Origin of the sequence: Pelagicoccus mobilis (assembly GCF_016595505.1) — a bacterium.
Lineage (GTDB): Bacteria > Verrucomicrobiota > Verrucomicrobiia > Opitutales > Opitutaceae > Pelagicoccus > Pelagicoccus mobilis.
Genome location: NZ_JAENIL010000072.1, coordinates 1 through 26853 on the forward strand (window position 1 = coordinate 1; position 26853 = coordinate 26853).

The 26853-nt window shown below is 55.2% G+C and carries 23 protein-coding genes; 13 read left to right on the plus strand and 10 right to left on the minus strand.

The annotated features are described in order from the left end of the window. Window positions 1–152: 152 nt before the first annotated feature. The 5 genes from urtE to JIN87_RS24835 form a co-directional block, all read right to left on the minus strand. The gene (urtE, locus tag JIN87_RS24815) at window positions 153–911 is read right to left on the minus strand and encodes an urea ABC transporter ATP-binding subunit UrtE (protein WP_234033605.1); all 759 of its coding nucleotides are present in this window, start codon (window positions 909–911) and stop codon (window positions 153–155) included. A 12-nt stretch (window positions 912–923) separates the two neighbouring features. Beyond that, a complete protein-coding gene (gene urtD / locus JIN87_RS24820) occupies window positions 924–1715 on the minus strand; it encodes an urea ABC transporter ATP-binding protein UrtD (RefSeq protein ID WP_200358748.1) in 792 nt (263 codons plus the stop codon). Beyond that, a complete protein-coding gene (urtC, locus tag JIN87_RS24825; protein ID WP_200358750.1) occupies window positions 1715–2860 on the minus strand; it encodes an urea ABC transporter permease subunit UrtC in 1146 nt (381 codons plus the stop codon). Before urtC ends, urtD begins: the two co-directional genes overlap by 1 nt. Window positions 2861–2872: 12 nt before the next feature. Then, the gene (gene urtB, locus JIN87_RS24830) at window positions 2873–4501 is read right to left on the minus strand and encodes an urea ABC transporter permease subunit UrtB (RefSeq protein ID WP_200358752.1); all 1629 of its coding nucleotides are present in this window, start codon (window positions 4499–4501) and stop codon (window positions 2873–2875) included. A gap of 115 nt (window positions 4502–4616) precedes the next feature. Then, window positions 4617–5864, minus strand: coding sequence for a transporter substrate-binding protein (locus JIN87_RS24835; RefSeq protein WP_234033606.1), 1248 nt, complete (start codon window positions 5862–5864; stop codon window positions 4617–4619). 333 nt (window positions 5865–6197) lie between these two features. On the opposite strand from JIN87_RS24835, the gene JIN87_RS24840 reads away from it, so the two are divergent. From JIN87_RS24840 to JIN87_RS24860, 5 genes are all read left to right on the plus strand, one after another. Beyond that, window positions 6198–6500 (plus strand): urease subunit gamma, encoded by a 303-nt coding sequence (locus tag JIN87_RS24840; RefSeq protein WP_200358754.1) that lies wholly within the window; start codon window positions 6198–6200, stop codon window positions 6498–6500. A 5-nt stretch (window positions 6501–6505) separates the two neighbouring features. Continuing rightward, a complete protein-coding gene (locus JIN87_RS24845) occupies window positions 6506–6814 on the plus strand; it encodes an urease subunit beta (protein WP_200358762.1) in 309 nt (102 codons plus the stop codon). A 32-nt stretch (window positions 6815–6846) separates the two neighbouring features. Further along, window positions 6847–7335, plus strand: a complete 489-nt coding sequence (locus JIN87_RS24850) for a GAF domain-containing protein (protein ID WP_200358764.1) — start codon at window positions 6847–6849, stop codon at window positions 7333–7335. A 12-nt stretch (window positions 7336–7347) separates the two neighbouring features. Next, window positions 7348–9141: an urease subunit alpha gene (gene ureC, locus JIN87_RS24855; RefSeq protein WP_200358766.1), complete on the plus strand. Its 1794-nt coding sequence runs from the start codon at window positions 7348–7350 to the stop codon at window positions 9139–9141. A 78-nt stretch (window positions 9142–9219) separates the two neighbouring features. After that, window positions 9220–9651: an urease accessory protein UreE gene (locus JIN87_RS24860; RefSeq protein WP_200358768.1), complete on the plus strand. Its 432-nt coding sequence runs from the start codon at window positions 9220–9222 to the stop codon at window positions 9649–9651. Here the strand turns inward: JIN87_RS24860 and JIN87_RS24865 are convergent. Continuing rightward, on the minus strand, window positions 9648–11348 hold the full coding sequence (locus JIN87_RS24865; RefSeq protein ID WP_200358770.1) for a PQQ-dependent sugar dehydrogenase: 1701 nt from the start codon (window positions 11346–11348) through the stop codon (window positions 9648–9650). The two genes, JIN87_RS24860 and JIN87_RS24865, sit on opposite strands and share 4 nt — an antisense overlap. Before the next feature lie 182 nt (window positions 11349–11530). Between JIN87_RS24865 and JIN87_RS24870 the strand changes: the two genes are divergently transcribed. The 5 genes from JIN87_RS24870 to JIN87_RS24890 all read left to right on the plus strand — a co-directional run bounded on the left by JIN87_RS24870 (window position 11531) and on the right by JIN87_RS24890 (window position 15439). Continuing rightward, window positions 11531–12220 carry an urease accessory protein UreF gene (locus tag JIN87_RS24870; protein WP_200358772.1) on the plus strand — a complete coding sequence of 230 codons (690 nt, stop codon included), beginning with the start codon at window positions 11531–11533 and terminating at the stop codon, window positions 12218–12220. Window positions 12221–12255: 35 nt separating this feature from the next. After that, a complete protein-coding gene (ureG, locus tag JIN87_RS24875) occupies window positions 12256–12864 on the plus strand; it encodes an urease accessory protein UreG (protein WP_200358774.1) in 609 nt (202 codons plus the stop codon). A gap of 25 nt (window positions 12865–12889) precedes the next feature. Continuing rightward, window positions 12890–13744, plus strand: coding sequence for an urease accessory protein UreD (locus JIN87_RS24880; RefSeq protein ID WP_200358776.1), 855 nt, complete (start codon window positions 12890–12892; stop codon window positions 13742–13744). A 110-nt stretch (window positions 13745–13854) separates the two neighbouring features. Beyond that, window positions 13855–14793 (plus strand): hypothetical protein, encoded by a 939-nt coding sequence (locus tag JIN87_RS24885; protein WP_200358778.1) that lies wholly within the window; start codon window positions 13855–13857, stop codon window positions 14791–14793. Window positions 14794–14836: 43 nt separating this feature from the next. Beyond that, entirely contained in the window at window positions 14837–15439 is a 603-nt protein-coding gene (locus JIN87_RS24890) for a response regulator (protein WP_325176410.1), read from the plus strand. 28 nt (window positions 15440–15467) lie between these two features. On the opposite strand, the gene JIN87_RS24895 is transcribed toward JIN87_RS24890, so the two are convergent. Beyond that, window positions 15468–16673, minus strand: coding sequence for a DEAD/DEAH box helicase (locus JIN87_RS24895; RefSeq protein WP_200358782.1), 1206 nt, complete (start codon window positions 16671–16673; stop codon window positions 15468–15470). Window positions 16674–16806: 133 nt separating this feature from the next. Between JIN87_RS24895 and JIN87_RS24900 the strand changes: the two genes are divergently transcribed. Genes JIN87_RS24900 through JIN87_RS24910 form a run of 3 tightly spaced genes read left to right on the plus strand, consistent with a single transcriptional unit; the run spans window position 16807 to window position 20455 of the window. After that, a complete protein-coding gene (locus JIN87_RS24900; RefSeq protein WP_200358784.1) occupies window positions 16807–18063 on the plus strand; it encodes a cysteine desulfurase in 1257 nt (418 codons plus the stop codon). A 47-nt stretch (window positions 18064–18110) separates the two neighbouring features. Further along, complete coding sequence (locus JIN87_RS24905; RefSeq protein WP_200358786.1) at window positions 18111–18518, plus strand: iron-sulfur cluster assembly scaffold protein; 408 nt, start codon at window positions 18111–18113, stop codon at window positions 18516–18518. After that, on the plus strand, window positions 18515–20455 hold the full coding sequence (locus JIN87_RS24910) for an ABC-F family ATP-binding cassette domain-containing protein (protein ID WP_200358788.1): 1941 nt from the start codon (window positions 18515–18517) through the stop codon (window positions 20453–20455). Before JIN87_RS24905 ends, JIN87_RS24910 begins: the two co-directional genes overlap by 4 nt. Before the next feature lie 205 nt (window positions 20456–20660). On the opposite strand, the gene JIN87_RS24915 is transcribed toward JIN87_RS24910, so the two are convergent. The 3 genes from JIN87_RS24915 to JIN87_RS24925 form a co-directional block, all read right to left on the minus strand. Next, the gene (locus JIN87_RS24915; protein ID WP_200358790.1) at window positions 20661–21062 is read right to left on the minus strand and encodes a hypothetical protein; all 402 of its coding nucleotides are present in this window, start codon (window positions 21060–21062) and stop codon (window positions 20661–20663) included. An 81-nt stretch (window positions 21063–21143) separates the two neighbouring features. Next, window positions 21144–24641 (minus strand): adenosylcobalamin-dependent ribonucleoside-diphosphate reductase, encoded by a 3498-nt coding sequence (locus JIN87_RS24920; RefSeq protein WP_200358792.1) that lies wholly within the window; start codon window positions 24639–24641, stop codon window positions 21144–21146. 478 nt (window positions 24642–25119) lie between these two features. Beyond that, window positions 25120–26484 (minus strand): Gfo/Idh/MocA family protein, encoded by a 1365-nt coding sequence (locus JIN87_RS24925; RefSeq protein WP_200358794.1) that lies wholly within the window; start codon window positions 26482–26484, stop codon window positions 25120–25122. Between the last annotated feature and the right edge of the window lie 369 nt (window positions 26485–26853).

A 26853-nucleotide genomic window follows, 5' to 3' on the forward strand; every position in this document is an offset into this window, starting at 1 on the left:
TCATCTCTTGCAATGCGGCGTGGCGGCGAGCGCCAGTCCTACAACGCGTTGCAAACAGAATCGTCCCCGCAAGATGGTGATTAGCCTAAAAAAAGCCTCTTCCATACGGAAGAGACTTCAGCAAAAAAAACAGTTCTCAGAATCGCGAATGTCTAAACGGTCAAATACTTAGCCACCATATCATCGTCGAGAAGGCTAATATCCCCCTTCTGAACAACCGATCCGCGTTCCAAAATATAGAAGCTGTCACAAGCGTTTCGAGCGAAGTCGATATACTGCTCGACGAGGATAACACTCATTTCGCCCTTTTTGCGAATAGCATAAATCGCATCCTCAATCTGGTCGATGATCGACGGCTGAATCCCCTCCGTCGGCTCATCCAAGATCAAGATCTTCGGCTTCAACAAAAGTGCACGGCCAATCGCTAGCTGCTGCTGCTGTCCACCGCTAAGAACGCCGCCCTTACGCTTGAGCATATCCTTAAGAACAGGGAAAAGCTCATAAACAGATTGCAGCCTAGACTCCGCCTCCGCGCCCTTCGCCCCAGCGACACGCAGACTCACGTTGAGATTCTCCCAAACCGTCAATCCAGGGAAGATATCACGCCCCTGCGGAACGTATCCAATCCCCATGCGAGCACGCCTATCAGAAGGCATCCGCTCAATCGAATCGCCCGCAAACTCTATGGTGCCGGAGTTCGTACCGACAAGGCCAAGTATCGTGTTTAGCAAGGTTGTCTTGCCCACACCATTACGGCCTAGCAGAGCAACCGCCTTTTTCTCAGGGACATCAATCGAGACTCCCTTCAGAATCATCGACTCATCGTACCCCGCATAAACGTTGCGTACCGAGAGCAACATGGAATCTTGTTTCACCCCAGCAGAGGCTGTCTCTTCGACTACTGTATCCATATTTCGAATCTCCTAGTGCTTTCTCGTTTGGCGACCGAGGTAAACTTCGATTACTTGCGGGTCGCTTTTAACAAAATCAAAGCTGCCTTCCTTGAGCACATGCCCTTGGTGCAGCACCGTAACGCGGCTAGCTATCTGACGAACAAACTCCATGTCGTGCTCGATGACGATCAAGCTGTGCTTACCTTCCAGACTGAGCAATAACTCACCGGTGCGCTCGGTTTCCTCATCGCTCATTCCCGCAGCCGGTTCATCCACCAGCATGATTCGCGGATCCTGAGCTAGCAACATTCCGATCTCCAGCCACTGCTTCTGCCCATGCGAGAGCGCCCCCGCAAGATCGTGAGCATGATCTTTCAGGCGGATCGTTTCCATCACATCGTAGATCTTTTCACGGTCAGATGCCGACTCCTTGTAAAAGAGAGAATGCAGCAAACCGCGCTTTCCACTGAGGGATAGCTTTAGATTATCGTAAACCGTATGAGAACGATAAATCGTCGGATTCTGGAATTTTCGACCGATTCCAAGCTGACTGACATGGTGCTCGCGAACGCGCGTCAAATCCACATCTTCACCATTGTCCTTATGGAAGTTAATCTTGCCCTCGTCCGGTTTCGTACGGGCCGTAATCAAGTCCATAAAGGTGCTCTTTCCAGCGCCATTCGGACCGATAACCGTACGCAACTCGCCATCGCGAAGATAGAAGTTCAAGTCGTTGATAGCCTTAAAGCCATCGAAAGATTTAGTTACCCCCTCTACCGACAACACGAGAGGCGTGTGTTTTTCTGCTGGTATGTGAGCCATTAGGAAACAGGAACGGTTGAAGTTGTACTCTTGCTTCGGATACGCTTCCAAAGCGGTTTCAATTGCTGAGGCAATCCGACCAATCCGTTTGGCATAAACAATACGGTGAAGATGAAGATCGCACCGAGAATGATCAGCCAAGAGTCAGGAGCGGCCCTGAGGAAGAAACTCTTCAACAAGCTCACCACAACCGCTCCGAGGATCGGACCGAACTTTGTTCCACGACCACCAAATGCCACCCAGACCACAACATCGAGCGACTTCGCCGGAGTCATTTCATTCGCGTTGATACCCCCAACCTGCGGCACGTACAGAGCGCCAGCGGCACCAGCGATCATCGCGCACACCGTAAAGATCAGAAGCTTGTAGGTAGTTGTCGAATACCCGGAAAAACGAATACGATTTTCGCTATCACGGATCGCTTGCTGCACCTTGCCAAACTTGGTCTTCAGCACCCACGCAATCGCGAGGTAAACAGTCAGCATTAGAAGCACGCTAGCGATAAACAACCATCTCTGAGTTGACGCGGAATCAACCGACGCTCCAAAAATCTCCTTAAAACCGTTCAAACCATTGTTTCCACCAAACAAGATGAAGGACTGCCCGAAGAGCTCGAGGTTGTTCTTAAAGAACAGCAGCATCAAAGCATAGGTCAGTGCTTGCGTGATGATGGAAAAATAGACGCCCTTGATCCGCGAGCGGAATACGAGAACACCAAAAATGAACGATACGATTCCTGGAATCCCTACAGCGGCAAGCACCGCGAACGGAGCGCTTTCAAAGGGTTTCCAATACCAAGGCAATTCAGTGTAACCTTGGAAATCCATAAAGTCCGGCAACGCCGTGTTGTACACTGTATCCACGCCAACATGCAGCATGAGATACATGCCAAACGCATAAGCGCCCAACGCGAAGAACAGGCTCTGACACAAGCAAAGCATGCCTGTGTATCCCCAGAGCACATTCAAGCTCATTGCCAGAATCGCATAGGTCACGTACTTGCCCCAGAGTGAAATCTGGAAGGACGAAACGTGAAGGAAAGAATCGGGCGAAGTAAGCCCGTTCAGCATCGGTAGCGCAAAAAGCAATACGATAGCTGCGACGATGAAGCCCCTAGCTTCCAACTTATTATCAAATAAATTCATTTCAGCTTCCTCCTAGTCGTCCATGCTGCGGGATTTGGTCGGGAACAATCCTCCAGGTTTCCACTGCAGGAAGAGGATGATCACGAAGTATACGATAATCTTGCCCATCACAGGGCCCCAATACGGCTGGAGGAACTGGTCAACCGTTCCGATTCCCATCGCTGAAAGGCCGGCGCCGAGCAGATTTCCTACACCGCCAACCACTACAACCATGAAGCTATCCACGATGTAAGTCTGCCCCATAGTCGGACCAACATTGCCGATCTGCGAGAGAGCTGCCCCCGCAAGCGCGGCGAGACCACAACCGAACGCGAAGGTCAGTGAATTCACCTTACTAACAGGAATACCAAGGCTCGAAGCCATGTTCCGGTTCTGCATAACCGAGCGGATATAGAGCCCGAGGTTCGTCTTCGAAAGAAGCAACCATGTCATCAAAATTACAAAAACCGCAAAACCGATTACGAAAATACGCGTGTAGCTAAGAGCCACTCCTGCCACTTCAAAATTTCCGATCAACACGTCAGGCGTGTTTACCTGCACGTTCGCCGCTCCAAAGTTCAAGCGGAACAACTGCTGCATGATCATCGACAGACCCCAAGTCGCGAGAAGCGACTCAAGAGGACGCTTATAGAGAAAGCGGAACATCCCCTTCTCAAGTCCGTACCCAATAACGCCTGCCACCACGAATGAGATCGGAATCGCCGTCCAATAAAACCATTGGTAAGCAGCCGACTGCGTTCCAAACGCGTCCGCGAACAAATTTTGCACAACATAACAAGTGTATCCGCCAATCGCGATAAACTCGCCGTGGGCCATGTTGATGATTCCCATCAAGCCGAAAGTGATGGCCAAACCAAACGCAACGATGAGCAGGACCGACCCCGTACTCATCCCTCGCACGAGATTTCCCCAACGCTCAATCGTCTTCTGAGCAGAGTCGATATCCTTGATTGCCTCAGCGCAAATAGCGACCATCTCGGCGTCACCCGACTCGGTAGCCTCATTCTGGATACCAATAATTCCGTCGCGAGCGGGGAGCGACGCAAGCTCGCCCAAGCGAGCGATCGAATGCTTAAGAGCCTCATCATCTTCCGCATTCGCTAGAAGACTAATGTTGATCGCTTCTTCAAATTTTAAACGAACCTTCTCGTTTTCTTCCGTCTCGATCTTGCTCTGAAGAGCCTCGAGGTAGTCCGTCTTTTGACTCAACCCCAACTTCAGAGCGGCCTCTATGCGAGCCCTGGGGTCCGGAGATGAAAGATCGATGGTGTCCGTAATGGTCTTAAGAACCTTACGCAACTTACGCGATGGACGGATCTTGCTTAGATTCTCGTCGTTTTCTTCGTCCGCGATCTCGAAAATTTCATCGTTAGACAAACGTCTAAATTTTTCGGATACCTTGCGTAGGACGATGGTTTCGCTTTCCGAAACATCATAGGAAAAAACTTCGCCCGTACGCCAGGCATCTACAAAGTCTTTGATGTACGGATCACCGAGAGCGGAAAGCTCTTCCGTTATGGCGGATTGTTCGGACGACGAGGCGAGCGCCAGCCGCTCCAGGACATCTCGGGTAGCGTCTTCTTGCGCTTGAGCGCTAAGCGTCGCCACGAGGATCCCCAGCAATAGCAGGATCTTCTTCATGGTAGAGGAGAGAGAGAATGAAAGGAATAAAAGCGGAAAAAAGATCGCCTGGCGCGAAGGGGGTTACACGCCAGGCGACCAAAGTCATCAGCAATAGTCGGCTAGACTACTACGATTAGAAAGTGCCCTTGAGGAATGGCTCGCCGTAAACGTTGTCGTAAGACTCGAGAATTTCGAACTGACCGTCTTCGAGAGTCTCACCGATGTATACGTTCTTGGTGAGGTGGTGGTTCTTCTGAGAAGTAACCGTGCCGCCAGGACCGTCGAAGGAGATACCAGACTCGAGAGCCTTGATAACCGCTTCCGGCTCGAAAGTGCCAGCCTTCTCAACAGCAGCCTTCCAGAGGTAAACACCGTTGTAAGAGAGAACCATTGGAGAACAGGTTACGCGACCTTCCTTCTGTACGCCAGCTGGAGCAGTCTTGAGCCACTTGTTGAAGTTCTTAACGAACTTCTTGTTGGCTGGAGTGTCGAGAGACATGAAGTATGTCCAGCATCCAAGGTGACCTACGAGGTCCTTAGTTGGAAGTGAACGGAACTCGTCTTCAGAGAGAGAGAAAGAAACGATCGGGCAGTCGTCAGCAGTGATGCCGGAAGCTGCGATTTCCTTGAAGAAAGAAACGTTGGAGTCACCGTTGATAGTGTTGATCACACAAGCGTCACCAGAAGCAGTGAAGGCCTTGATTTCAGCAACGATCTGCTGGTAGTCGCTGTGAGAGAATGGAGTGTACTTACCAGCGGAGATAACTTCGCCGCTCGCATCCTTACGGAGGCCACCGCCGATGTTCTCAACCTTGATGCCCTTGGACTGTAGGTACTCGAACAATACGAGGTTAGTAGTCTGCGGGTAAACGTAGTCAGTACCGATGAGGTAGAACTTCTTGTAGCCTTCCTCGAGGAGGTAATCAACCGCTGGGATCGCCTGCTGGCCTACCGCTTCAGCCGTGTAGAAGATATTTGGAGACAACTCTTCACCTTCGTACTGAACTGGGTAGAAAAGAAGACCGTTGTACTTTTCGTAAACTGGGAGAACGAACTTGCGGCTAACAGAAGTCCAGCAACCGAAAGTCGCGGAAACCTTGTCCTGAGCGAGCAACTGCTCGGCCTTCTCAGCGAAGGTCGGCCAGTCAGATGCACCGTCAACTACGACCGGCTCGATCTTCTTGCCGAGTACACCGCCAGCTGCGTTGATTTCATCGAAAGTGAAAAGAAGGATGTCGCGAAGAGAGGTTTCGCTGATCGCCATGGTGCCACTCAAAGAGTGGAGAACGCCCACCTTCACGGTTTCTTCCGCCGTGAGGGAGGAACCGAAGAGTGCGGCTGCTGACGCGAGGCCGAGAGATAGTTTTTTAAGGTTCTTCATAATATAGTTATCAGAGGGTTTGGTGTTTCTCCAGAACGAGGCTGGGCAATCGCCTAGAGGAGCGACGCTCGCCCTCCATCTAGCAACTGGCGGGCCAACCCTCGGATTTTTTCGAATTTTGAACCGATCCATGAATTTTTCGCATCACGATCTTTAAAAACGATCAATATTGAGCATACGTTTTGCTCAAAAAGTATTACGCCCTAGATCATTCCCCTAGCTCTCCCGATGGCTCAATTTTTGCTTCCTGCTCAAAAAAAATCCCCTCGCTCTTGAAGCGGGCTAATCTTCCCTCCAGCCTCCCTAACCCTAGCTCCACTTTACTCACATACTATGCATCTCACCCCTCGCGAACAGGAGAAGCTCATGGTCGTCGTCGCCGCCGACCTCGCTCGCAGAAGACAGGCCCGCGGCCTCAAACTCAACTACCCCGAAGCGGTTTCCATCATCACCTACGAGATTTTCGAAGGCGCCCGCGACGGCAAATCAGTGGCCGAGCTCATGAGCTACGGAGCCACATTGCTCAAAAAAGACGACGTCATGGACGGAGTCGCCGAAATGATCCACGAGGTTCAGGTCGAAGCCACCTTCCCCGATGGCACCAAGCTCGTCACCGTGCACAACCCCATCCAATAGCTGCCATGATTCCCGGAGAAATCATCCCCGCCGACGGAGCCCCACACGAAGCAAACGTGGGGCTCGCCACCGTCACCCTCGCCGTCAGCAACACCGGCGACCGCCCCATCCAGGTCGGCAGCCACTTCCACTTTTTCGAAGTAAACAGCGCCCTCGACTTCGATCGCGACGCCGCCCGAGGCTTCCGCCTTAATATAGCGGCCGGTACCGCAGTCCGCTTCGAGCCAGGCGACTCGAAAGAAGTCGAGCTCGTCGCCCTCGCCGGTAAACGCGAAGTCTACGGACTCAACAACAAAGTCGACGGCCCGCTCTGAACACCCCCCTTCCAGAGTCCGCTTCGAAGACGATGCTTAAAACCAAGCAACTGCTGGCCGACCGAACCAAGGCCACCAAAGAAGAAATCTTCAAGTCAGTCTGCATCGACGCCGCCGAGCAACTCGACGCCGATCTCACCAGCGTCTGGACCTTCAACGAAAAGAAGACCCAAATCGAGTGCCAGCTCCGCTACGACGCCCTCGACGAAACCTACACCTCCGGCCTCGTCCTAAAAAAGGAAGACTACCCCAGGTACTTTAAAGCCATCGTCGAAGAAAACATCGTCAACGCGCCCATGGCTCGCACCCAAATCGCCACCAAGGAATTCACCGAATCCTACTTCGAGCCCAACGGGATCCACTCGCTGCTAGACTTCATATTGCACGACGACCACGTCCCAGTCGGTGTCCTATGCTGCGAGAACCGCCGCGGCGTCCGCCAATGGAGCCGAGAGGACGAAGACTTCCTACGCTCCCTCGCCACCCTCACCTCATTCCTATTCTTTCCAAACCTAGACTAAACGTTCACCAATATGAGCCTCAAATTTGACCGCCGCCAATACGCAGAAATGTTCGGCCCCACCGTGGGCGACAAAGTCCGTCTCGGTGACACCGAAATCCTGATACAAGTCGAACGCGACCTCATCGCCGGCGCAGCAGCGCGGAGGGGGGCAGCCCAAGGGGCTGGGCAAAGCCCGAGCGGAGCGAGTCAAAACGGCGGCTACGGAAACGAAGTCAAATTCGGCGGCGGCAAAGTCATCCGCGACGGGATGGGCCAATCACCCAAAGCCCTCGCAGCCGACTCCCTCGATCTCGTCATCACCAACGCCACTATCCTCGACCCAGTCCAAGGCGTCATCAAAGCAGACATCGGCATCAAGGACGGCCGCATCTCCGGCATCGGTCACGCAGGCAACCCGCTCATCCAAGATGGAGTCACCGAAGGCATGACCGTCGGCGCCTCCACCGAAGTCATCGCAGGCGAAGGCCACATCATCACAGCAGGCGGCTTCGACTCCCACATCCACTTCATCTGCCCACAGCAAATCGACGAGGCCCTCGCCTCCGGCGTTACTTCCATGACAGGGGGCGGCACCGGTCCAGCCACCGGCACCAACGCCACCACCTGCACCCCCGGCCCTTGGAATATCCACCGCATGCTCGAAGCGGCCGACGAGTACCCCATGAACCTCGGCTTCATGGGCAAGGGCAACTCCTCCAACGCAGACTCCATCCGCGAGCAAGTCGCCGCCGGAGCCATGGGACTCAAGCTTCACGAAGACTGGGGCACCCACCCCGCCGCCATCGACACCTGCCTCAGCGTCGCCGACGAGATGGACGTGCAAGTCGCCATCCACACCGACACGCTCAACGAATCCGGCTTCGTCGAGGATACCATCGCCGCCTTCAAAAACCGAGTCATCCACACCTTCCACTCCGAAGGAGCCGGCGGGGGCCACGCCCCAGACATCATCAAGGTCTGCGGCGAACTAAACGTACTGCCCTCTTCCACAAACCCTACCCGTCCTTACACAGTGAATACGATCGATGAGCACCTCGACATGCTCATGGTCTGCCACCACTTGGACAGTAAGATCCCCGAAGACGTCGCGTTCGCAGAGTCACGCATTCGCCCGCAAACAATCGCCGCCGAAGACATCCTGCACGACATCGGAGCCTTTTCCATCATGTCCTCCGACTCACAAGCCATGGGCCGCGTAGGCGAAGTCATTTCCCGCACCTGGCAAACCGCGCATAAGATGAAAGTCCAACGCGGTAAGCTCGATTCGGATACACACCCCGACGCAGACAATTTCCGAGCCCTCCGCTATATCGCGAAGTACACGCTCAATCCAGCGATCGCCTGCGGCGTCGCCCACGAGGTTGGCTCCATCGAAGTCGGCAAGCTCGCCGACATAGTGGTCTGGAAACCCGCCTTCTTCGGCGTCAAGCCAGAGCTCGTCCTCAAAGGCGGACTCATCGCCCTCGCCAACATGGGCGACCCCAACGCCTCCATCCCGACACCACAGCCAACCTTCTACCGCAAGCAATTCGCAGCGCACGGCCAAGCCAAGCACAGCACCTCCGTCACCTACGTCAGCCAAGCCTTTCTCGAAAGCGGCGAAGGCGAAAAGCTCGGCCTCAAAAAGCGACTCGTAGCCGTCAAAGGCACCCGCGACATCAGCAAAAAAGACCTGCTACACAACGAGGCCACCCCGAAGATCGAAGTCGATCCCGAAACCTACGAAGTAAAAGCCGATGGCACCCTCCTCACCTGCGAGCCCGCCACCGAAGTCCCCCTCGCCCAACGCTACTTCTTGTTCTAATCATAATCTTCTTCCTAATCACCCTCTTAATCCCCAGATCAAGATTATGAGGAAGAGGATGATTAAGATTCGCCATCGATGCACCTCATCACCACCCACTTTCACGACATCCCCGAATCCAAAACTCGGATACCACTAAAAATCGATCGTCGAAAACTCGCCAAACGCCGCTTCCGAGCTACAGCTGACGACGGCACCGATTTCGGATTCGACCTCCCCCACCCGCTCAAGCACGGCACGCCCTTTCACCAGACAGACGAAGCGGTCTACCTTATCGATCAAGCCCCCGAACCTGTCCTCCGCATCGAAATCGCCGACGCCGAACAGGCAGCCCTCTACGGCTGGATGATCGGCAACATGCACTTCAAAGCCGCCTTCGAATCCAACGCCATCCTCGCCGAGGACGATCCCGCTGTTCGCCAAATGCTAGAACGCTCAGACATTCCATTCGAAGAAGCCACCGCAGTTTTCCAACCTCCCTCAAACGCAGCTGCCCACCATCATCACTAAGGCGACCCTCTTCGGGTCCCGACCACTTTCCAGATCACTCCAGTGGTCTTGCTCATCAAGTAAGGCTCCCCCGAAGCGTCCCTGCCAATTCGCAGATCAGCACGCTCATTTCCCGCCAACTCCGCCAAACGAGTAATCTCACCGGCCAGCGAAACCTGGACTTCTCCAACCCGAGCAACCGCAGCCGCCAATTCGCTCGCGACCAAGACTCGTCCTGTAGCGATATCTCCAAAGAGGTAGTATCCAGTCAAGTCCGACAAACGGTCTCCCTCGTAAACGAAACCACCCGCGATCGCCATCATCTCATCGTGATCAATCTGCAGTAGCGGGTCGACAGCATCAGGATAGTTTCCAGACCTTGGATACACCTGAGACTGGTCACCGTTCAGATCAATTTCAAAGGTCCCTTCCAAATACGGCCAACCGTAATCTTTGCCGGCTTCAACACGATTCAGCTCCTCGATTTGCCAGTGACCGATATCCGCAACAAAGAAGCGTCCCCCTGAATCCCAACTGAGAACATTAGGATTCCGAAAACCGTAGGCATAAATTTCCGGTAGCGCGGTAGCGTGCCCAACAAATGGATTCAGGTCAGGAATTCCATACTCACCATTTCGCCCGTTACCCCCTTTCGGATCGATCCGAAAAATAGTCCCCCACGCAAGCTCCGCTCCACTGATCAAATCCGTTCGACCTATATAGCTCGCGCCCCCGTCGCCTATCCCAATGTGAAGCAAGCCATACGCAGCATCCCCTTTCTTCAGGTGAGGATTAAACACGAGCTCTTGCATCCCGTGGGACGTATCCACCATTTCGATTCGAAAAAGCTCCCGACTACCATCCAGCATCACTTCACCATTCCCGGAGTCTACTCGCCACTCCGTCACTACATACTGCAACTTCGCCTTCCGGCCTGGCGGGAGGGCAAAATCCGCCCGCCCTGCGTCACCTGCTTCCGCATGTTGCGTGTACAGCAGGCCGTCCTCCTCGAAATCAGGACTGAAGGCGAAACTCGAAAACCCCGTCGCCAATCCCGGACGATGCACGAACCCAGGCCGCGCCCTCGCCAAATCCAAAAAAACACGAACCTCCCCCTCGAAGATTTCGTAAAGCACTCCCCTCTGGTCATTCACAAATATCCGCTCTCTTCCGTGATCGAACACGCCCGCCAGCTTGTTGATCCGAGCCACCGGGATCGTATCAGAGCTCGGCGGAACACGAGCAAAGACCTCTAACTCGAGAATCAAATCCGACCGCTCAATTCCCCCCGGAATAGGGTCCTTCAAGCCTACTCTCTCGCCACCCTGCCCGACAGCCTCAGAACTCGCCTTCATCCGATTTGCATACAAGTACGCCAAAACCGCCTCAATATCATCGTCGCTCAGCCCAAACGAAGGCATTACGCTGCTAAAACGTTCATTCAACTGCTTCGCCCGTTCATCGCCGCTATCGATAACCGCCTGCGGATCCCTGATAAACCTGAACAGCCACGCCTTCTCGCTCTCATCAAAGACACCACCGAGCGCTGGACCGATCGCGTCCCGCTCAAAGCTATGGCAAGACGCGCAAAGCGTCTCAAATAGCTCACCACCTCTCTTCAGCACGTCCGCTTCCTCGCCAAACTGGGTCGACGACTGAGCGAAGCCAAGGCTTGCCGGCCAGACAGCCAGCGAAAAAAGAAGGATGAATCGATTCATTTCAGGGTAGGGGTGATCAAACGCCCCATATCCCCTGCCGGATTCCGACAATTTGCCACTCCAAAAAGCTAGGCTTCTTCTCATTCAAAATAGCTGCCCCAATTAATACCGCCCGCTCCCACAGAAGAAGCTGGTCTGTCACGAAAGATTTCATCAAAAACCAATGCTCAATCCCAAACACGATGAATCTCACCTGGCTTCCCCACATGCTGCAAACCACCGACCCGCTCTTTCCCATCGGGTCCTACGCACACTCCTACGGACTCGAAGAGCTCTGCGCCTCCGGAGAAGTTCACGACCAAGATTCCCTCCTCACATACCTGAAGTCGATCGTCTACATCAACCTGCAGGAATTCGAACTCCCGTATTTAAGATTCACTTACGAGGCCGCTCAAGAAGCCGACACCACCAAGATCTGCGAGCTCGACGAGGAAATCGGAGCCAGCAAACCATCCAAAGAACTTCGCCAAGCAAGCTCCGCTCAAGGGCAACAACGCCTAAGGCTCATTAGCAAGCTCCGCCCGACGCCCCTCTTCGAGCAACTCCTCGAACTAAAGAAAGCAAAACGCGTCACCCCACACCACCTGACCGTGTTCGCCGCAGAAAACGTAGAACTGCAAACACCCCTCGGCCCCACCCTCGCCTCCTGGAGCTACCAGGCCCTCGCCGCCCCCTGCGCCGCATCCCTCAAACTGATCCGCATTGGCCAGGAAGGAGCACAGACCGTACTCACTTCGGCGATACAGGATATCGAGACCATAATAAACGCCTCCCTTTCCATCGAACGCGAATTCGCAGGAGCGTTTCTCCCCACCCTCGACATCGCCTCGCAACGCCACGAACAAGCCTTCTCCCGACTCTTCATTTCCTAAAGTCCAAACTTCCTAACACCTAATCTCCTAAGCAAATGAACAACTCACGCCCAGTACGAATCGGCATCGGCGGCCCCGTCGGCTCCGGCAAGACAATGCTCCTCCTTCGACTCTGCGAGTCATTAAGAAGTGAATACAATCTCGTCGCCATCACCAACGACATCTATACCCGCGAAGACGCCGAATTCCTAGTACGTAACAACGCCCTCGAAGCCGACCGCGTCATGGGCGTCGAGACCGGAGGCTGCCCGCACACCGCCATTCGCGACGACACTTCCATGAACATGGCAGCCATCGACGAACTGCTCGAACGCCACCCGGACACTCAAGCGGTTCTCATCGAGTCCGGCGGCGACAACCTTTCAGCAACCTTCTCCCCCGAACTCGTAGACGCCTTCATCTACGTCATCGACGTTGCCGAAGGCGACAAGATCCCGCGCAAAGGAGGCCCTGCCATCCAATACTCAGATCTCATGATTATCAACAAAATCGAGATCGCAAAGTACGTCGGAGCCGACCTCGATGTCATGGACCGCGACTCGAAGAAGATGCGTGCGGACCGCCCATTCATTTTTTGCGACCTCAAGTCACACAAAGGACTCGACGACGTTATCGCGTGGTTAAAAAAAGAATACCTCTTCTAGAGTGTCGACAGCTCGCACCCGCACATTGAAGACACTCGCTTCCACCTCCTCAGCACGCCCTTACGTCGCTGGCCATCTCTACGCCACCTGCACAAGAGACGACAGCGGCAAGTGCATCCTTTCTCGGAAAGAGTTCAAGACCCCGATCCATATCTCCAAGCCCTACTGGAACGGCAGCAACCTGCTGCTCAACCTCATGTGCCCCACAGCGGGCATGCTCGCTGGCGATTCCGTCGACCTTGAAATCGAAATCGAAGAAGACGCCTGCCTCACCCTCTCCAATCCATCTTCAATGCGTATCCACAAGATGGATCCAGAGAGCGAAGCGACTTGGACACAAACCTTTCACGTCGCCAAAGGAGGGTTCTTGGAAAGCAATCCGGAATGGCTAATCCTCCAAGGCGAAAGCGCCTTCACTCAAAAGACCGGTATTAGAGTCGAAAAAGGAGGAGAGCTCTTCTTCATCGAAGCCATCGCCCCTGGCCGAATCGCCCACCAAGAGTCCTTCCTCTTCCGCCGATTCAGCAATCGGCTATCCCTTCGCTACGACAACGAGCTTTCCTTGCTAGAGAAGCATCGAGTTCAGCCCGAAAACGGAACCCACTCATCCTGGAGCAATGAACTCGGCGACGCCTGCCCCTTCTACATTTCAGTTCTGCTCGCCTCCGAAAAACTAAGCGATAGCAGCGACTTCTGGAAATCGATCTACGAACTACAGTCCGACGGGGCCCGCATCGGAGCAAGCAAGCTCGCCAAAGGCCCCTGCTGGAGCCTGAAAATCCTAGGCAGCGACCCCATCGCCGCTCGTCGGGCGCTCAACGCGGTTCGTGAACAGTTTTACCGAGAAATCGATCGACGCCCCGCCGACCTCCGTCGCTAATCCAGAGAATCGACAAACTCGCTTAAGTTCTTTCCAAACAAAGGAATGAACAATTTGCTCTGTATCGTTTCAACTCATTCTCTCCGCTCCCAGTTTCCGCTCCCCCTAAAGTGAAATCGTCGCCCCGCCAGCAAGCCAAATCAGCATACGCTCATTTCGCTCTCCTGTGCGGCCTCATTCTCGCCGCTTTCCTCAGCTCCTGCGAGACAGCCCCCAAGCCCCCTCCGCCACGCAAAGTCGAGCTCGCCCCCGCCCACTACTTCGACGCCAAGACCGGCATCTACTTCCCTGGCGCCCTAGGAAGGCTCTACCGCAAACCAATCGTAAACCTCGAAAACAAAACCCCTGGGCTCGGGCTCGCCATCACCTACCATAGCTCCGACGCTCGCATCGACGTATTCGTTTTCGACCTACAAGCCAGCATCATCCCTACAGGGACGGAGCCAGAGGTCATCCAGCAGAGCTTCCAGAGCGCCATCGAGGACCTAGAAAAAGCCGCCCGTACCAAGCCCTACCGAAATCTCCAGATCGGCCCGCAACAGACGGCCCGACTCTCAAGCACCGCTTTCCTTCAGAGCGAGTTTCAATACGACGAATCGCTGCTCGCCAAAGAAGGACAACTCCTCCTCTCCGGAGTAAACAGCCAAATCCTCAAAATCCGGGCCGTCAAAACTCTAGGCAGCTCCATCGACTTCGATCGATTGCTCGGCTATCTCGGCCAAGCCATCGCTCGAAGCCAGCAAAGCGGATACGGCGGCATCGACAACCAAAGCTACCAAAACATCTCCCGAAGCCTCCAATCGATCGACCTCTCAGACGGCCTCTCCCAAGCCGAAGCGATCGCCATCGCCCAAATCGAGCTCGTAAACCGCAAGCGCCACAATCGCTACGACGCCACCTCCGCCCGCGTCATCGAAAGCGGACTCCCACAATTCGCCATCGTAGCCTTCGCCCCTTACCCATCCGTAAATACAGCCTCCTCTCCACAATCCATCCGAGTCCTAGTCAGACAAAACGGCGAAGCCGACCTCCTGTCCATCGAAGGCTAGGTACTGTTTTGAAAAGAGCGTAAAACCTAGTGCTATCACCTAAGTGGAGTTGCAAATCCATGCGAAGTCGCCCAACTACCGCATTCCGACTCTTCACAAAATGGCACGCTCCACTTCGCACATCGACCTCTCCAGCCTAGAGAATCGCTCCATACTTGTCGTCGACGACAACCACTCCATCCACCGGGACTACCAATCCGTTCTCTGCCCCAATCCGCACGATGGCGAGCAGTCAGAACTCGAGAAGCTCGAAGCCCTCCTTCTAGGAGACGAAGCCGAGTCCTCCAACGAATCCCGTCATCGAAACTTCACTCTCCAATCCGCTTTCCAAGGGGAGGAAGCCGTCGAACTCGTGGAAAAGCACCTCGCCAAAGGCATCCGCTACCCAATGGCATTTGTCGACATGCGCATGCCCCCTGGCTGGGACGGGCTAGAAACCATTCGCGAACTACGCCGCCTCGATCCGGAAATGCGATTCGTGATCGTGAGCGCCTACTCCGATCACACTCACGAGACGCTCAAAAGCGAACTTGGCGAGAACTGCCTCGTCCAAATCGTCTACAAACCCTTCGACCCGCGCGAGATCTACCAGCTCGCCTACCGAATCGTCTCCAAATGGAACGAGCTTCAAGCCTCGCCAGCCTAGCAACTAAGCAAACGAGACGACCCTAGTCCTATCGGCCTCGGCCAGAACGCCCGAACAAACGCGAACGCGTGCCGCCCGCAGCGGACTTTTCCTGGGCGTTGAAGAGCGCCGAATACATGTAGTTGAAGCCATCGAGCTTCTTGCGCTCGATCTTCTTGCCGATGAAATGCTCGATCGCCGCCGCGTTCTTCACTTCATCCTCGGTCAAAAGCGTAAACGCGTCGCCCTCGCGCTGAGCACGTCCCGTACGGCCAATCCGGTGCACGTAGTCCTCCGCATGCAACGGCACGTCGTAGTTGATCACGTGCGTCACGCCCGCGATATCCAGACCACGAGCCGCAATGTCGGTCGCGACCAGCACCTCGTACTTGCCATCCTTAAAGCCCTTCAAGGCCGCCGTACGTTCAGACTGGGAACGATCCGAGTGGAGAGCCACCACCGAGTGGTTCAGCCGCTCCAAACGACGGCAAATCATATCCGCGTTGAACTTAGTACGCGTAAAAATCAGGACGCTCTCAAAGTGAGTACGCTCGAGAAGCTCGATCAGCAGCTTGTACTTCTGACGCTCCACCACCGGGTAAAACGCATGGCTCACCGTCTCCGCCGCAGAACGATTTTGCCCGATCTCCACGATCGCAGGATCATTCAAAACCCAGCCGGTCAAAGTCTTGATCGCCGGCGGCATCGTCGCCGTGAAAAGCAAAGTCTGACGCTCCTTCGAACAGTAGTTCTGCACGATCCGCTTCACGTCCGGCAAAAAGCCCATGTCCAGCATACGGTCCACCTCGTCCAGCACAAGATAGTCCATCCCCTTGAGCGACAGGTTCTTCTGGTTCAAATGGTCCAACAGACGCCCCGGAGTCGCCACGATGATCTCCGCGCCGCTCTCCAGCATCTTCAACTGGCCGCCATATTTCACGCCACCGTAGATCAGGCCGATCTTGATCCCCAAATGCTTCGAAAAGACTTTCAGCGATTCCTCCACCTGAGCCGCCAATTCGCGCGTCGGCTCAAGGATCAAACACTGGAACGGCTTGCCAGGAACGATGCGCTGCAGGATCGGCAATCCAAACGCCGCGGTCTTGCCAGTACCCGTCTGAGCTGAGCCAATCAAATCCTTGCCCTTCAAAATGATCGGGATCGATTGCTCCTGGATAGGAGTTGGCTTCTCGAAGCCGAGTTCGCTAAGCGCCTTGTTGATGGGTTCCGATAGCCCGAGTCCTGAAAATGGCATCCAGCGTATATGCTCCCCCGTTTTACACGAAGCAAGCCAACAATATACACGCACCACCCAGCCAGCGCCCCGACGCTAAAAATCGCTTTTCAAACTTCACACTAAACACTTCACACTCCACTGTCGCCCCGTCATGACGCAACCAGCCAGCCAGCCCACGCCACCCAGCATCCCAGAAGCACTCGCCCACGTGCGAGCCGACTTCCCCATCCTGCAACGCCAGGTGCACGGCAAGCCCCTCGTCTATCTCGACAACGCCGCCTCCACCCAAAAGCCGCAGCACGTCATCGACACCATCAACCGCTACTACGCCAACGAAAACTCAAACATCCACCGCGGCGTCCACCTCCTCTCCACCGAAGCCACCGGCGCCTACGAAGAAGCGCGCGGCAAGATCGCCCGCTTCCTCAACGCCGCAGACGACTCCGAAATCGTATTCACCCGCGGCACCACCGAGTCCGTAAACCTCGTAGCCCACTCCTTCGTCGAACCCCGCCTCCAGCCCGGCGACGAGATTCTCATCTCCGCCATGGAACACCACGCCAACATCGTCCCCTGGCAGCTCCTCTGCGAACGCACCGGCGCCAAACTCAAGGTCATCCCCGTCACCGACGACGTCGACCTCGACCTCAGCACCTTCGACGAACTCCTGAACGAGCGTACCAAATTTCTCTCCCTTACCTACGTCTCCAACGCCATCGGCACCGTCAACGACGTGAAGCCCCTCCTCGCCCAAGCAAAAGCCCAAGGCGTTCCCACACTGCTAGACGCCGCCCAAGCCGTGCAGCACATGCCGGTCGACGTGCAAGAGCTCGGATGCGACTTCCTCGTCCTCTCCGGGCACAAGATCTACGGCCCCACCGGCATCGGAGCGCTCTACGGACGCCGCGAACTCCTCGACGGCATGCGTCCCTACCAAGGCGGAGGCGACATGATCTCCCACGTCACCTTCGAAGGCTCCACCTTCAAAGAGCCGCCCTCCCGGTTCGAGGCCGGCACTCCCCACATCGAAGGCGCCATCGGACTCGGCGCCGCAGTCGACTACCTCTCAGGCGTCGGCCTCGAAGCCATTCACGACTACGAATCCCAATTAATCGACTACGCCGTCGCCAAACTCTCCGAAGTCGACGGCCTCCGCATCATCGGAAACCCACGCAACCGCTCCGGAGCCATCTCCTTCACCATGGGCGAAGCCCACCCGCACGACATCGGCACCGTGCTCGACACCGAAGGCGTCGCGATCCGCTCCGGACACCACTGCTGCGAACCCCTCATGCAACGCCTCGGCGTCCCCGCCACCGCCCGCGCATCCTTTTCCCTCTACAACACCCCCGAAGACGTCGACACCCTCGCCGCAGCCCTCAAGAAAACCTCCCTCCTCTTCATGTAGGAGGGCAACGCTCCGTCGTTGCCGCATCAACCGAGTAATCACTCCCCTTGAATCCAGATCTCAAAAAACTCTACCAAGAGACCCTGCTCTCCCACAGCAAGCAGCCGCACAACAACCACGAGCTGCCCGAGGCCGAGAAAACGACCATCCGAAATCCCCTCTGCGGAGACGAAATCACCGTGTATCGAAAAAACGGCGACATCACCTTCACCGCCCAAGCCTGCACCATCTGTCTCGCCTCCGCCAGCATGATGACCCAGCACCTCGCCACCCTCCCCACTCCCGAAGCCGCCGCCTTCGCCGACTCCCTCGTATCCAGACTCAAAGAGAAACCAGAAACCATCGATCTCCCCGGCGACCTAGCTGCCCTATCCGGAGTCCTCTCCTTCCCCAGCCGCATCCGCTGCGCCACACTTCCGTTCGAAGCCTACCTCTCTCTCGATTCCTCGAAGTGATTACCTTACGCAACATCACGCTCCAATACGGAGAACGCTACCTCTTCCGCGACGCCACCGCATCCATCGGAGCCAAAGACCGCATCGGTCTCGTCGGGGCGAACGGAGCTGGCAAGACCACCCTCCTCAAACTCCTCGCCGGCAAGGAACCCTACGACTCGGGAGGGATCGACAAAGCCAACTACGTCTCCATCGGATACTTGCCCCAAGACGGCATAGCAGCCCACGGCAAAACGCTCTACGACGAAGTCCACTCCGCCTTCACCAACATCATCGAGCTCAACAAAAAAATTGAAGAGGCGAACACTCGTCTCAACGATCTCGATACAGCATCCGAAGAATACGCCGAAACCCTCGAACTGCTCGGCGAATGGGAGCTCCAGCTGGAAGACCTCGACGTCGCCCGCCTCCCCTCCCGTATCGAGTCCATCCTTCTCGGCCTCGGTTTCCAATCCTCCGATATGAAACGGATGACGGACGAGTTTTCCGGCGGCTGGCAAATGCGCATCGCCCTCGCCAAACTCCTGCTCGCCCAACCCTCCCTCCTTCTCCTCGACGAACCGACCAACCACCTCGATGTCGAATCCCAATCCTGGCTCGAGGGCTTCCTTCGAAAATATCACGGCTCGCTGCTCATGGTCTCGCACGACCGCGCCTTTCTCGACTCCCTAACCACCCGCACATTCGAAGTCTACCAAGGAGCCCTCACCGTCTACACAGGCAACTACTCCAAGTACGAGTCAGCCTCCGTCGAACGCCGAACCCAACTCGAAAAAGCCTACGTCAAACAACAACGCGAGCTCGCGAAAACCGAACGCTTTATCGAGCGATTCCGAGCCAAGGCCACCAAAGCCAAGCAAGTACAATCCCGCATCAAGGCTCTCGAAAAAGTCGACCGCATCGAGATCGAGCAGGATCAAAGCGAAGTCGCCTTCTCTTTCCCAGCCCCGCCACGCTCCGGTCAAATCGTCATTGAAGTCCAAGACCTCAGCAAATCCTACGGCGAGCTCCAAGTTATCCGAGACGCCAACATCCGCATCGAACGCGGCGACCGCATAGCCGTCGTCGGAGTCAACGGAGCCGGCAAAACCACCCTAGCAAAAATCCTCGCCGGAGTAGAGCCCTACCAAAGCGGCGAACGTATTGTCGGCGGCAATACAAGCATATCCTACTTCGCCCAGCACCAAGCCGACGAACTCGACCCATCGCTCGACATTTTCGAAACCATCGAACGCGTAGCCGAAGTCGGAAACAACACCACCCTTCGCACCATCCTCGGCTCCTTCCTCTTCCAAGGCGACGACGTCTTCAAAAAAGTCAAAGTCCTCTCCGGCGGTGAACGCAACCGCGTCGCTCTCGCCAAGATGCTGGTCCAGCCAGCAAACTTCCTCATCCTCGACGAGCCAACCAACCACCTCGACATCCGCTCGCAAGACGTGCTCCGACGAGCCCTCGACGAATACTCCGGCACCTTCCTCATCGTATCCCACAACCGCGACTTCGTAGACAGCATCGTAACCAAAGTCCTAGAAGTCCGCAAAGACGGCCTTTCCCTCCACCCCGGAAACGTATCCGACTACCTGCGACGACGCGAAGAGCAACTAGCAGCTCAAGGTAGGGCGGCATCGCCGAGGCCGCCGCAACAACGTCAACCAAAAGAGTCAAAGGGAAACCCCAAAGAGCAACGTCGCCTCAGAGCCCAGCAACAAGCCAAGCTCAAACCACTCAAAGACAAGCTCAAGAAGGTCGAAGCCGAGATCGCCGAACTAGAGTCGCAACAATCTGAATACGAAACGCTGATGGCGGATCCCGACTTCTACAAAGACAACGCCAAGTCCCAGGAAGTCCTCACCACCTACGACGCCAACAAAGCCAAAATCGAAACCGCCTACGAAACCTGGTCCGAAGTGTCCGACCAGCTTGCCGAAGCGGAATAGGCATTGCGGGAAGTCGCGAAACCTGACAGCAGAGCACAAGCCTTTCAGGTAGCGTCCGTTGTCCCCAACGGACACAAAGCCACCTCCACCGGCAAAGATCCGAGCATGTCACCACAACGCGTCTTTCACTGTATTCAGCGATAACCAAAAAAAAGGCGACGCACCTATCGTACGCCGCTTCTCGAAAACCTAAACTTCGCTCAAACTACTCGTCCGCGCTGATCACAAAGTCAGCGATGTAGTGCAACAACAGGTCGCGCTCGTCATCAGAGTGCAAGTCGCCGAAGAAAGGGAACATCGTACCTTCGAATTTCCCCAACGAACGAACCTCCGCGAAAATGTAAGCCCGATCCCGTATCTCCGCGATCTTGATGTCCAAGCAAGCGGGCTCCCCACGGTATTTTCTCACGATCGTGATCGCCGCAAACCCATAGTGATCCTCCTCCTCGCAAGACGAGTAGCTAAACGCCACGCCAGCGCCTTTGAGCGAAGCTTTCAGCCACTGGCTCGCTTTCGCCACCACGTCCACGGTGCGCGAAGGCGAGGCAAGTTTAGTCGCCATCACAAGCGACAAATCACTAATCGGTTCCGGATCTCCACTTTTCATAAAGTAATCGTTCTATAGTATTTCAGTATCAATCGACAAAGACTAGCGCTCAAAACCCACGGAATCAACCCGCAGAGCGTCCTACTCTCCACAACCTCCATCCTTAAAGCCGCAATCACGGCAAGAACGGCACTTCCCATCATGCACGTAGGCCATGCTGCCGCACTTCGGACACGATTCCGCGCTCTTGTTTTGGATGCTCTTAAATAGAGAGGTCGGCTTATCCTCAGCTGGCTTGATCGTCACTTCACCGCTTTGCGCTTCCACAGCAGGAGCCGCAACACCTGCGAAATCGATCAGCCGCTCCCCATTGGATTCCGGGAAAAGCCATTGCAAGATCTGCATCATCGCATCGACCACGCTCTTACAGGTCTTGATCTGGTCGGCGACTCCCTCCTGGTCACCCACCTTCGTGAATCCACTCGGGTCAAACGCAGTGTAACGGAACGACTCGATAAGGCTCGAGAGCGGCACTCCATATTGCAGCGAAATCGAGAAGGCCTTACAGAAGCTCTCAAACATGCCATTGGCAAACGACCCCGCTTGCCCCACTCTGCCAAAGACCTCGCCGCAGCTGCCGTCCGGATAGATCCCGACCGTCAGGAACCCCTCCATGATGCCGCCGCCGACCTCGAACTTAAGCGTCTGCGAAATACGGCGCCCCGGCAAACGCACCCGACGCGGCTTGCTCGCTTCCGTCACGATCTCGCCAACTTGCTGGCGCACGCCCTCCACCAGATCGTCCCAGACGCAATCCGGATTCCACTTACGCCCTTCCGGCGTATCCACATTAAATACAGAAATCCCTTTCGAGTCCGCACGATAAAGCGCCACGCACTTGACTCCCATCTCATGGCAGTCGACCAGACATTGCTTAATATCCTCCCGGCTCGCGGTATAAGGCAGATTAACCGTCTTGGATGTCGCCCCGGAAAGGAACGGCTGGATCGCTCCCAACATCCGCATATGCCCCTTGGGCTGAATCGAACGCTTCCCATCTCCAGAAGTCGCCGAACAATCAAAAGCGCCAACGTGCTCAGCCTTCAGCCAAGGTATGTTCTCAACATGGCTCGAACCGGAAAGCACCACAGACTCGATCTCGTCCGCCGAACCGTTTTGCCCCTTCTCATGCAATTCCGTGAGGAAGGCCTCGAGCTTCGGGATGTCGCCGATCTTGAAACCGATCAGCTCGTTTAGCTGATGACGAATCGGGCCCACCTGATCCTCGTCGATGTACTGGCGAAGATGGCGAATCACCGCGGGCATGCTTGAACCGCAAGCGATGAACAAGCCGTCCAAACCGGCAACTTCCAAGGCCGCCTCGCACACCTGCTGGTTGCTGTAGCCCTGAGTGCGAAGCCCTTCGAGGGCCAAAGTGTTAAACATCTTGAGCATTCCGCCACCGGAGAGATTCTTGTACTTCACCAAGGTGTAGTCCGGTTCGGCCGATGTAGTGCCCTCGTCATACACGCCCATAGGAGCGGAGATGGTACCAGTCGGAGCCATCACCGTCGTGAAGCTGTTGCGGTAACGCTTCGCTTCGAGCACCTCGCTCCAAGTCTCCTCGTTCACGTCCTGCAATTGGCGAGCGATACCAGGAACTTCAACGGAGTGCTTTTCAAAACTCTTCGCATAGCCACGCAGCACATCCAAGGCAGTCAAGCCCTGAGCCATGGGTAAGCGAGAGCTACGAGACTTGAAGATCGCTTCCGCCTCCTTCTCGATGTCCTTGCCATGCGCGAACGCGCCGGAGAGATCCTGAACCGCCTTGTGCAGCTCAAGCACTTCACGAAGATCCTTCTCCGTGGATTCAAATCTTGGATACGCCCCGAGCTCCTGCCCCATTTCCGCGCTCGCCTTCCAGCAAGTCGAAGTCAACAAGCTTACAAGCTGGCTAGAAATCAGACGACCTTCGTCGCTGTCGTAAGGAATCCCCATCGCCATCAGCAAGCCACCCACATTCGCGTATCCGATACCCGTGGTACGGTAACGCAAAGTGCCAGCTGCGATTTCAGAAATCGGAAAACCGCCTTCCTCGATATTCAGGTCCGCCGCGATCATCGCCAGACGGATCGCCTTCTGCAACGGCTCGACGCGCATCTTCTTCGCATCGCGATCGTAGAAACGGAACACGTTGAAGCTGGAGAGATTACAAGAGGTGAAATTGAGGTGCAGGTACTCCGAACAAGGGTTGCTCGTGTAGATGTCGCCATCCGCCTTCACAGGATTCCAGATGTTGATGAAATCGTTGTTGTGCGTACCGGGCTCCGCGTTGTGCCAGACACACTCGGCGATCGCGTCGAGAATCTCCTCCGCCTTGAAGGTATCCTCCACCTTCGTCGGATCGCTCACCCAACGCGTCGCATACTCGCCTTTCGTTTGGTACGCCTTCCAAAAATCGCCCTTCAGCGAAACCGAGTGGTTCGCGTTCTGATGAGCCAAGGTTTCTCCATACAGCAGATCGTCCATTCCTGAGTCATACTGGCGGTCGGTAACCATCGGCATATCTAGCACGATGCGAGCCGCCATACGCTCCGCAGGCGAACCCTTCTGAGCATACGTTTGCGCCTTCCGCTTCAAGGCCACCGAAACGTTGTGCTCTCGCAGCACGATCTTGCCGATGTCCTCTTGCTCATTCTTCGCCTTGATGAACTCAAAAATGTCCGGGTGATCCGCAAAGAGCAGCACCATGCGAGCCGCCCGACGCGTCTTGCCGCCCGACTTGATCGCACCCGCCATGCGGTCGAAGCCTTTATCAAAGGAGATAGGGCCAGAAGCGAAGCCTTTACCCGAAATAGGCTCCTTGGAGGAACGAATCGACGAGAGGTTCACGCCAATGCCAGAGCCGCTGGAAAAGACGCCGCCCTCCGCAATCTGATGACTCAAAATGGTCTCCATGGAGTCCTCGATCCCCATCAAGAAACAAGCCGACGCCTGCGGATGCGTGTAAGCGTTAGCGATCTCCTTCACCTCAAGATTGTGATCGTCGCTATCGCCCTCCGGAATGATCGCCTTGAAAGCACGATTGCCCCGGTTGTCCATGCTCTTACGCAGGTCCGGCCGCCCCCAACGCCATTGCTCCCAATGGCCGATGTTAAACCAAACCGGCGAATTCGGGGCCCACATCTGGTAAGCCAGCAAATACTTCAACTCGTGGTTGTAGGCTACCGCGTCCGTCTCGCTGGCAAAATAGCCATGCCGCCATCCCCAAACCGTGTAGGTGTTGGCGATTCGGTCAAACGCGTGGCGGAGCGAATCCTCGTACTCGGGCGTGTCCGGGTCCCGACCAAAGAGGTACTTGCTCGCCGTTATCTTGAGGGCGTTCTCCGCCCAGAAGGAAGGCACTTCCACCCCCTTGCGCTCGTAGCTCGGCTTGCCCGTCTTCCAATCCATGATCACGACGTCGCGACGCTCCCAAGTGATCGCTTCATAAGGATTTTTCCCATCCAAGGTGAACACCCGATCGATACTCAATCCACCCAACAAATCCTCCCTCGGATCCAAAAGGATCTTTTGCCCATACCCCACATCGAGGCTGGTTTCGGAGCTAGCAGCAGAGACATCATCTAAGGTTTTCATAAGCAAAAAGGAATAGGAGATTCGGCCTCGTATACTTAGACACGAGATCGATGAAACAGGTTCAGAAGGTGCAAGGGGTTAGTGGACTGTAGAGGAATCGTTCGCTCGAAAACCGAACGACGCCGATCGCTTCGACCAACACGTATTCACGCATCAATTACACCACAACCGGCAGAAAAACGCGCCCCAATCCAGCTTCTCGGAACAGCCGCCAGTTTGGACTCACGTAGAGATTCGGATCTAGTGAAGCCCCCCATTCAGGCAAGTGAAGATCGTACCGCCAAAGTCGACCAAACGCCCCATTCCAATCCTCTCCCTAGGAAAGGGCGCCTTAAGCTCCTGACTATCAACAACCCTAAATAATTAATAAATGGTATTATTTTATTTAAAAACTAAAAACGGAGAAACCCGCACGCAAAAACGCCCTGTTTCGCGGAAGCGAGAACAGGGCGTGAAATAGTTCAGCTCAAGACAGCAGCTAAGCAGGCAAAAACTCCTTCTTATAGTCGTATTGACTTTCTAGATACTTGTTCGCTTCAGGCAGATTGGTAACAACGCCCTTCTTGGCGTTGTACTTGATTTTCTCCCCCGCCTCCAAAGCCACGATCCCGAGCAATGCGGTCTCGGTGAAGTCTGCTGCGTACTGGAAGTCAGAGCCCGCCTTCTCCCCGTTGCGGATCGCCTCCGCAAACTCGCGGAAGGGTCCGCCCTTCACACGCTTAAGCGTCTTCTTGGGCAAAGCCTTGTCCGAGCGGAGCTGCTTGAAATAGTCCTCCGGAAAAACCTTAACCGTCGAGCTGTATGTGTCCGTCCAAAGCGTCCCCTTGTCGCCCACGATGAAGGTGCCGTTCTCATTGCTCTTACGCTTGCGCCCTTGCCCGTCCACCCTTTCGGCAAAGAAGTCCGCCGGAACTCCAGGCGCCTTCTTCAAGTCCGGCAAGCGTCCGCCGTCACTCCAGGTAACTTTGATCGGCTTGCCGCCATTCGGATTCGCGAACCGATAGGAGATCGTCTCGGAGTTCGGGAAGGTTTCCGCATGCGATCCGCTCGCGCTCGCCTCGATCGCGAAAGGCCGATCCAGACCAAGCCCGGAAAAAGAGGAGTCCATGATGTGGCAAGCCATGTCGCCAATCGCTCCACAACCGTAGTCCTTCCAGCCTCTCCACTGGAATGGAACAATATTGGAATCAAAAGATTTCTTTGGGGCTACTCCAAGCCAGAGGTCGTAGTCCAAGGTCGCGGGCACCTTCTCGTTCGCGCGGGTCAATTCCCCCTGTCTCCAAATCGGGCGATTCGACCAGTGCATCACCTCTTTCACCTCGCCGAGGATCCCCGCCTGAGTCCACTCCTTGATATAGCGCAGCCCTTCGTAGGTGTGGCCTTGGTTCCCCATCTGAGTCACCACGCCCGCCTTGGCCGCAACCGCCTTCAACTGACGAGCTTCCCAAATCGTTCGCACGAGCGGCTTTTCGCAGTAGACATGCTTGCCCATCATCAAGGCCCAAAGAGCGATAGGATAGTGCATGTGGTCCGGAGTGGCGATCGACACCGCGTCGATCTTATCCCCCATCTTATCGAACATCTCTCGATAGTCCCGAAAACGCGGAACGTTCGGGTGCTTCTCGTAGGAATAGGCCGCCCGCTCGTCATCCACATCGCAAAGAGCCACGATGTTTTCGTTTTCATAACCATCTACGTGGTTCTTTCCACGTCCCCCAACGCCGATCACCGCAATGTTGACCTTGCTGTTCGGGGAAGGACCATTTCCCACAACCCAATTGGGCAATACCATAAATGAGGTCGCCGCGGCGGCGCCCGTTTTCAAAAAATGTCTTCTATCCATAAGTCGGGGTGATGCTAACTCGGGGCTCATACTAGGAGATGAAATAAGCAATACAGAGAGCTTCCTCACTCTTACAAGCGAAGATTCCCGCTCAACACCGAAACCAACCTCAAAAAGCGCCTTGTTTCGCCTCACTTTTGGGATTCCAGATGTTCCAGAAATGGGACGAACCCACCCCCGAAAATCGGAGGAAAGTTTTCAACAACTCTTTTCTTCCTAAAAACCAACAACTTACAAATCAGCGACCTTAGTTGGCACGCTCTAAGTTATAAGAGAATCAGAAACACCAAGAAAACCGATCAACTCTTAACCTAACACACCATGATCACAGTACTCTCTTACTCAGCACTCGTTTTTGCAGCTCTCGTA